The organism is Avibacterium endocarditidis (assembly GCF_002921145.1).
Classification (GTDB): Bacteria; Pseudomonadota; Gammaproteobacteria; order Enterobacterales; family Pasteurellaceae; genus Avibacterium; species Avibacterium endocarditidis.
In genome coordinates this window covers 1-8,246 of record NZ_PQVI01000132.1, presented here as the reverse complement: position 1 = coordinate 8,246, position 8,246 = coordinate 1, and the positions used below count along the sequence as shown (strand labels likewise).

6 protein-coding genes and 2 pseudogenes are annotated in these 8,246 nt (G+C 38.5%); 1 reads left to right on the top strand and 7 read right to left on the bottom strand.

What is annotated here, in order from left to right; all coding sequences use genetic code 11:
* Positions 1–123 (top strand): annotated as a pseudogene (locus C3Z13_RS09805) (IS1595 family transposase); the annotation flags it as partial.
* A gap of 242 nt (positions 124–365) precedes the next feature.
* Here the strand turns inward: C3Z13_RS09805 and C3Z13_RS09800 are convergent.
* The 7 genes and pseudogenes from C3Z13_RS09800 to prlC form a co-directional block, all read right to left on the bottom strand.
* Positions 366–1,784 carry a surface lipoprotein assembly modifier gene (locus C3Z13_RS09800; RefSeq protein ID WP_103855801.1) on the bottom strand — a complete coding sequence of 473 codons (1,419 nt, stop codon included), beginning with the start codon at positions 1,782–1,784 and terminating at the stop codon, positions 366–368.
* A 56-nt stretch (positions 1,785–1,840) separates the two neighbouring features.
* Entirely contained in the window at positions 1,841–3,595 is a 1,755-nt protein-coding gene (locus C3Z13_RS09795) for a TonB-dependent receptor domain-containing protein (protein ID WP_103855800.1), read from the bottom strand.
* Between the two features lie 2 nt (positions 3,596–3,597).
* The gene (locus C3Z13_RS09790) at positions 3,598–4,179 is read right to left on the bottom strand and encodes a TonB-dependent receptor plug domain-containing protein (protein WP_281258789.1); all 582 of its coding nucleotides are present in this window, start codon (positions 4,177–4,179) and stop codon (positions 3,598–3,600) included.
* Positions 4,180–4,403: 224 nt separating this feature from the next.
* Complete coding sequence (locus tag C3Z13_RS09785; protein ID WP_181022051.1) at positions 4,404–4,946, bottom strand: transferrin-binding protein-like solute binding protein; 543 nt, start codon at positions 4,944–4,946, stop codon at positions 4,404–4,406.
* Positions 4,947–5,513: 567 nt separating this feature from the next.
* Positions 5,514–5,750 carry a hypothetical protein gene (locus C3Z13_RS09775; protein ID WP_103855796.1) on the bottom strand — a complete coding sequence of 79 codons (237 nt, stop codon included), beginning with the start codon at positions 5,748–5,750 and terminating at the stop codon, positions 5,514–5,516.
* Entirely contained in the window at positions 5,747–6,193 is a 447-nt protein-coding gene (locus C3Z13_RS09770; protein WP_103855795.1) for a hypothetical protein, read from the bottom strand. The genes C3Z13_RS09775 and C3Z13_RS09770 overlap by 4 nt, the downstream gene beginning before the upstream one ends.
* A gap of 187 nt (positions 6,194–6,380) precedes the next feature.
* Positions 6,381–8,246, bottom strand: a pseudogene (prlC, locus tag C3Z13_RS09765) (oligopeptidase A); the annotation flags it as partial.

The window sequence follows — 8,246 nt, the reverse complement described above, 5'->3', positions numbered from 1 at the left end:
CGAAAATATAATGGAATTAACCGAAAAAACTTTCCTTTATTCTTGAAGGAATGTGAATTTCGGTTTAACTTTGGGACACCAAAAGAGCAGTTAAAAATATTGCGAAAATGGTGTGAAATTTAGGGCTAATCTACTACAGCCCCTTAATTTATCCCATTATTGTCATAACGTGATAAATATCAGGTAATTCCTTGTTAGCCTAAAATGTAGGAAAAACAACCGCACTTTTATACTTTTACATTGAATATAAATTTTACTTATTTAGGAGAGCATAGGCCTAAATTTCTAGCTCAAATGCTCTCCTTTGGGATTTTTACTATCTTAATTAACGCCAAGACTCATAGAAGCTAAGAGGAGAATTCACATTAAAATATTTTTTGTATTTCAAATGTGATGCTATGTTTGTGATAAGGAATATTTAAGCTGTTACTGTTTACACGTTGATAGTTATAACCTAATGTTGGCATTATCCCCATAAATTGAATATGAGGGGACCAGATTGATGCTGAAAATTGTGTTTCGCGATCCTGCCGTTTGGCATTACCACTTAATCCCCAGTAGAATGGTGCTTGGTAGTTTTTCTGTTCGCGAGCAAGGCGTAAACGAGCGCCAATATTTTGGTTTTGATAGCCTATATTGATATTGGCCCGATATTTTATATATCGATCTTGTGGATAATCGGTGGCATATTTTTTACCTATCTCAGCAGAGATGCCAGCATACCATTTTGAGTTAATTGTCCAAGTGCCACTCAACGATAGATTTTGTGTGTAGTTTGTGAGATGTTTATATTGTTTCTGCCGATACCGTTCAGTTGCATAATTAAATGCAATTTTACTGCGAAAATTGTTCGTCCATTGATATTGCCAGCTGGTTGTTATACCAAAATGATTAGTGTAAGGCTTTTCGGCAAAAATGCGTAGTCCTGTATAAGGCTCTAGTGTAAATTGATGATGATAATTGGCATAGCCGAAAGGCATCGTTATTCGCCCATAAAAATCATTGTATTGGTGATAAGTGCGGTATATTTTGCCGATAAAATCAGTTTGCCATTGAGTATAAAAACCATTTGGCATAAAAAAAGTTTTTTGATTGCCAAATTGATAGCTTAACCCTTTATCTGCAAGGGGCTTTTCGAATGAAAATGAGCCAACTTTTGCTTTATCTGGTGCATTATTAATATTCTTATCATTGAGAAATTCGATTTTAAGATAGTATTTCCATTCTTTACGAGATTGGAGATATTGATCTATTTTCTCTAGTTGAAGACGGAATGGTAGAGAGGGTGTTGATAGATGCTGCTGAACAAGTTTTGAGGCCAGCCAGATTTGTTGATCTAGCAGTAGGCTGTCAATACGATGAAAAATGGCTTTTTCTGAATTAGGCTGGAGTTTTTCTACTTTTGTAAATTGGTTTATGGCTAAGGGATATTGCTGTGTTGATTTTGCTATTAACCCTTTTGCATAAGCGATGATAATTGGGCTTGGGTTAGCACTTGTTTCATAGATAGGAAGAATTTTTGTCAGTAGTGGAATATGTTCTTGCTGAACTGCAATGTTTATTACTCTTTGTAGTAATTCAGGCGCATAACGCAATTGCTCTGCCTTAATTTTACGGGGTTCTGAAGAGGATTTTGGGGTATCTTGCCAATAAGAGGAAGAATTATGAATATTGATAGCCTCGTAATTTAATTCAGGGGCTTCTTTTATAGTTATATCTTGTGGTAAAGCCCATACTTGACTCGATAGAGTAAGGGGAATAATTAGGAATATTATTTTTTTCATTGCTCATTACTCAATAAAATGCAGTATGCCTATGGCATACCGCATTTAATCACTTATTAAAATTTAATTTCTAGTCCTGCAAAAAAGTTACGTCCAGGGGCGGCTACGACAGAGTAGTTTGGGGTATCTAAATTAGTTTCTAAACTGCCATTCCATACTGTTTGTCGAGCAGACTCCCAAGTCACATAGCGATAATTAAATAAATTGTAGATACCAGCTCGGAATGTCATATATTTATTAAATTGATAATGTCCTGTGAGATCCGCAATAATCCAAGATTTTGTTTTAATATGAGAACGGCTTTCTTCTATCACGCCTAACGGTGAGCTATCTTGAGCCACAAGCTCCCCACTATCTTTTCCTTTCGAATAGGTTGTAACGAAGTTGAGTCCCCATTTTTCTTCTGGTGAGAGGTAGGATAGTCCATATACCAATCGTAGCGGTTGAAGAGAATCAAGGGAGTATGCTCTTCCTTCATATTTTTCAGGCATTTTAGCTGGCCCGCCAATTTGCTGTGTTTTACTGATTTTAGCAAATAGATTAAGCCCTTCAGGGAAACGCGCCCATAAACTATAGAGATCTAAATTCGCGCTAATATCATAGCCACGCACTTTGATATCTTGTGTATTGTAATAGAATAAATCGCCTCGCCCTTGTCCCGTAGGTTGTTTTAAAGAAGCGAGTGCAATCATATTTTTATAAGTTGCCCAGAAATAGCTACTTTTTAGACGTAATGCTTTGTATTCAAATTCAGCGCCTATTTCTTGGTTGCGAGAGTACTCTTTATCTAATTTTCCTTGGACTGAATGACCGTTAGCATTAAGCGTTGGCCCTAATTGTTCGTAAACAGAAGGCACTCTAAATCCACTACTATTGCGATAAGTGAAGGCTAATGGCTCGATAATTTGGTATTTGACACCAAAATCCCAAGAGAGGTTTTGATATTTACTTTGCTTGAATTGAATAGAACGTTGTTGCTCCTCAAGGGTTGGGTTACCTTTAAATTGATAGTGATCATAACGTAATGCACTAGAGATAAACCATTTTTCCCCTAGTGTGATGGAATCGCTGATACCAATAAAATAATGGCGACTTTTTATTGGGGTAATTGGGTGAAAATCACTATGCTGATTACTATCAAGTTCAATAGGCCCTGAGGCGACACGCTTATAAATGATATCGCTAAAGCGATCATAATCATAAAAATGATGTTTACTAAATATAGATCCGAGAACAACGCGGGTATCATGTCCTGCTTCTCCCCATTCCCAGAGCTTATTTAAATTGAGATCTAAACGATAGTCTGTTTGTTTGCTATTAACGATATGATGCCAAGATTTTTGCCCATCTTCAGTTGCCCAGCAATTCGCATCGACTGAAGGCCACTTAGCACAATTTAGACGTTTCACTTCTGATTGCATAATCAGATCACGCTTATCAAAACGAACCACCGCAGAGTTTAGCCAAGAGGCTTCATCTTTTGCATCAAAGTGGTACTCTAATCCAATTCTATTATTTTGATGTGTATCAAAATAAAATTGTGAAGGGGTATATTGAATCCGTTTTGTTGATATTTCATCATAGAAAGGGGATTCAGAGTAGAGTACGCCATTAATCAGATGCTTCTCTCGACCATTATAATAGTTTGGGCGCTGCATTTCGCGCATTTTATATTGTTGTTTAGTCCGATTTATTACGATACCTAAGTAATGTTGTGGGGTAAAATGCCAGCCAAATTTACTGAGTAATGAATCACTTTCATAATCGAGTGGATTCGGGATACGGCGACGTACTCCACTAACTTCTTCCATACTCACCCAACGTCCTTTTTATTCATAATAGGATCGACAGGATCGGCGTAATTAGCAATGAAAAGGCTTCCTTTATAAAGATTTTTATGAGCTTGAACTTCATGACCATTACGATGAGAATATTGCACAAATCCATCGAATTTCCCAGCTCGGAAAGCGAGTCCACCACTGTATAATTTACGCTTATCTTTAGAGGTATAGTCGGCTTTAAAACGGCCACCTATGGATTGATCGGGCTGTAAAAAATCATCAACATTTTTTGTTTCCATTGATACCGCACCGCCTAATGCGCCACTACCCGATTCTGCAGATGATGCCCCTTTTCGCAGATCAAGAAGTCGAAGATCTTCATATTCAACATCATTTTTTGAAGAGGCTGATAACATTGAAAATGTACCGCTCGCATCATGTCTTTTTAAGGTTGATGAAGCACCTAATCCATCTAGATCAATGGCTACGCGATCTTGGTCAACACCGCGTATAGAGAATCCCCGCGTTGTTCCTCGTCCTCCTGCTTCGGTAATGGAGATGCCGGGATCGTAGCGGGTGATATCGCGAATGTTTTCTATTTGCTCATTTTGTATTTGAGCCTGATTCTTGCGTACCTCTCCTAAGCCTGAAACGTTTTGTTTCTGTTTTTCAAATTTTTCTTTAACATAAATTGTCTCTAGTGTTGTGGAATCAGGCTCTTCTAAAACATTTTGTTGATTATTAGCTTGAGCATAAAGTGCGGTACAAAAAAGACAAAAAACGAATTTATTCTGTTTATTAGAAAAATAGTGTTATTTGCTGACATTGTCATTTCCTTTTATTGTTGAATTTGTTTCCCACCAAAAACGGCACCGAAAGTTTTGTCTTCTTTGATTACAGTTCCCCCAATTTCATTGGCGTTTGTACCGTAAAAATGACCAACGACATTTGCTTCACCAGTAATAACAGAACCAGATCCCGTAGTATTACCATCGTGTACGGCGAGATTTGCTTTTCCAGTAAAGCCATTGTCTGTTATAGCGAGGTTTTCAAATTTTACGGCTGGCGTTTCGCCATTATTTTTCAATTCGCCCGATACTTGGTGAGTAGCAAAATTTGCTGTAAATTCAGCATCTTGATAACGTCTTGATACATTAGTAGCTTGACCTTTACCAAATCCATACCAATGCCCGAGGTATTTTACTTCACCAGTTGAAGGAATTTCAGAAATAGGCGTAACATAGCCTTGTACAAATAGATTACCTCTCTTATCAGTTTGATTATCTACTTGTTTTATTTCGTGGTTTTCAATGCCAAAACGTAAAAAGGTAAAATTTCCGCAGCATATATTGTCTGTTTTAGTGGTATCTAAATTAACCAAAATGCCATCAATTTGAAGCGTATTAATATCGCCAGAAAATTTTGCGATTGTGGTTTATTTTCAGCAAAGGTGCTTCTATCTCCTTCATTAGTGAAAGAGAGGGTTTGAGCATTTAGACGCTTACCGTCAGTTTCAACCCCTTCTTCTGAATTTTGCTTGGCCGCAAAAACGCCAGCGAAATGATTGTTTTCTGACCATACTCGTCCCGCTAATTGTTCTGCCTTTTTACCTGCAAAGGAGCCTAATACTTTTGCGTTTTCGGGTAATGGGGGATTGCTATTTCCTTCATTAACAAAGAGGGTGGTCTGACTATTTTTTGTAGCATTATACGGAAACCATTTTCTGTAATTGTTGCATTAATATCATAAACAATTCGTTTATTATTTTATCAATGGCATCAAGTTGTCCGCTTACTGTTTTACTTGAAAAGTCAACAGTAAAACAGCTTTGTTTGTTTTGATGTTCCTCCAGCTTGCTGGCCAGTTTCGTGGTATGAACCACTACCACTACTTTTTTCTGGGGTATAGGTTGCATATTCCCAAACACCGTTATAAGTTACTTTTCCTTTCACCGGCATATCCATTGTTTTTTCGCGAATGGCATAAAAATATTGTTATAGCTTTGCCCTCTAGGAAGAACGGTTTTGGGATCTTGTTCAATTAATTCAATAAAACCGACTTTTGCATCACCATACTCTGTAATTTTGAGATAAATGTAATTAACACGATCTTCTGTAGAATAAAAAACCAAGGTTGTGCCTTTCTCTTTGTCCTCTATAGGAAAGACTTGTGAAATATCTTTCACCGCTCTTTTCCATACTTTTTTGCCATTTTCATCAATAACTTGAATAGACTCTGAATGGGCTTGATGATCTTGAGTGAGAGGATAATCCCCTTTAAATAATAGAACATCATAATCTGCTGGATTAAGGTTAGTGCGTGTATCGCTAATGATGCGTTTTGGGTTTTTACATATTCATAATCACTATTCATTACAAAAACATCTCCGCCTCCGCCAGCTCCCCAAGGGGTTGTGGCTACCCAAGCCATTTCACTTAGATCCTCTGGTGCAGGAGATTCTAGTTTTTTGCCGTTATTTTCATTGACATAACTAGGTTTAGCAGGCTGATTATCAGTAATAACATTAGGTGGGTTAGCATTCTCCACTTCAAATCCACCGCCGCCAGAAGCACAGCTTATGCAGAATAATGAACTGAGCGTGCATAGAATAGTTTTCTTCATTTCCATAAAACATCTCCTTATTAGTAATAATTCTCATTAATATTATTATAAATAAGAATTATTATCAAAAAATATTTTAAGAATGAGGAAGATTCTATGAAATGCTATTTCAATAATGCTTAGTGGTGATATTTATAGATATGATGAATGAGGTGCATAGATCTTAGCTATGCACCCTGAGGAGAAGTGAATGCTATTGAGTTGAAATTCCCTTATGTTTTAACAAGGCATCTAATTGCGGTTCTCTGCCGCGGAAGCGTTTGAATAACGCCATTGGCTCTTCTGAACCACCACGGGTAAGAATTTCATCAAGGAAAGATTGTCCGGTTACGGGGTTGAAAATGCCTTCTTCTTCAAAACGCGAGAACGCATCTGCCGATAGCACTTCCGCCCATAAATAGCTGTAATAGCCCGCGGCATAACCGCCGGCAAAAATATGGCTAAAGCTATGCGGATTTCTTGCCCAATCCACACCTTTGATGACGGCAACGTCATCTTTTACCTGTTTTAAGGTGTCTAAAATTTGGTTGGGTTGGTTCGCATCAAAATAATGATGCAAACGGAAATCAAATAGCCCAAATTCAAGCTGACGTAACACGAACATTGCCGCTTGGAAGTTTTTCGCTTTAAGCAACTGTTGCAATTTTTCTTTGGTAGCGGTTCGCCCGTTTCATAATGCCCTGAAATAAAGGCAAGCGCCTCTTCTTCCCAACACCAGTTTTCTAAGAATTGGCTTGGTAATTCCACTGCGTCCCAAGGCACGCCATTAATGCCCGCCACATCTGCGATATCAATTTGCGTGAGCATATGATGAATACCGTGTCCAAATTCGTGGAATAAGGTGGTGACTTCATCGTGAGTGAAAAGCGCAGGTTTATCACCCACTGGTGCGTTAAAGTTACAAGTGAGATAAGCCACTGGCTGTTGAATTGTGCCATCGACTTTACGGCGGCGACCAACACAATCGTCCATCCACGCACCGCCACGTTTATTTTCACGGGCGTATAAGTCTAAATAAAAACTACCGCGCACTTGATCTTGGCTATCAATCAAATCAAAGAAACGTACATCTTTATGCCAAGTGTCCACATCAAAACGTTCAACAGCACGAATGTTGAATAAGCGTTTAATCAGCTCAAATAAGCCTGAAAGTACGCGATCTTCGGGAAAATAAGGGCGAAGTTCTTCATCATTAATGGCGTATAAATGTTGTTTTTGTTTTTCGCTGTAAAACGCAATATCCCAAGGCTCAAGTGCGGTAATATTAAAGTGAGTTTTACAAAACGCTTCTAATTCCGCTAATTCTTGTTGTCCTTGTGCTTTGGAACGGCTTGCCAAATTATCGAGGAAATCCAACACTTGTTGCGGATTTTCAGCCATTTTAGTGGCAAGAGAAAGTTCGGTGTAATGCTCAAAATCAAGCAATTTCGCCAACTCAACGCGCAAAGTTAAGATCTCTTGCATAATGACGGAATTATCCCATTTCCCTGCATTCGGGCCTTGTTCTGAAGCACGAGTTACAAAAGCGCGATACATTTCTTCACGCAATTGACGGTTTTCACAATAGGTCATCACCGGCAAATAGCTTGGAAACTCAAGAGTGAAGCGATAACCTTCTAGCCCTTTGCTTTCTGCAGATTGTTTTGCCGCTTGTAAAGCACTTTCTGGCAAGCCTGCCAATTCATTTTTATCCGTGATAACCTTATCCCAGCCCATTGTGGCATCTAGCACATTATTGCTAAATTGTGAGCTTAATTCAGATAAACGCGCCACGATTTCACCATAGCGTTTTTGTTTTTCGGCTGGCAAAGAAATGCCAGACAATTTGAAATTGCGCAACGCATTATCAATGGCTTTCTTCTGTGCCACGCTGTAGGTTTCATATTCGGGGCTATTTTTAAGCTGTAAATAGGCTTGGTATAAGCCTTCGTGTTGCCCTAACCAAGTGCTATATTCAGAAAGCAATGGCAAGCAAGCTTGATAGGCTTCACGCAATTCAGGGCTATTTTTCACCGCATTTAAGTGGCTCACAGGCGACCAGGCTTTGCTTAAGCGATCG

What these genes read in the sequence shown, in the direction of transcription:
- C3Z13_RS09800 (WP_103855801.1), bottom strand. Translation starts at nt 1,784, where the DNA reads ATGAAAAAAATAATATTCCTAATTATTCCCCTTACTCTATCGAGTCAA.
- C3Z13_RS09795 (WP_103855800.1), bottom strand. Translation starts at nt 3,595, where the DNA reads ATGGAAGAAGTTAGTGGAGTACGTCGCCGTATCCCGAATCCACTCGAT.
- C3Z13_RS09770 (WP_103855795.1), bottom strand. Translation starts at nt 6,193, where the DNA reads ATGGAAATGAAGAAAACTATTCTATGCACGCTCAGTTCATTATTCTGC.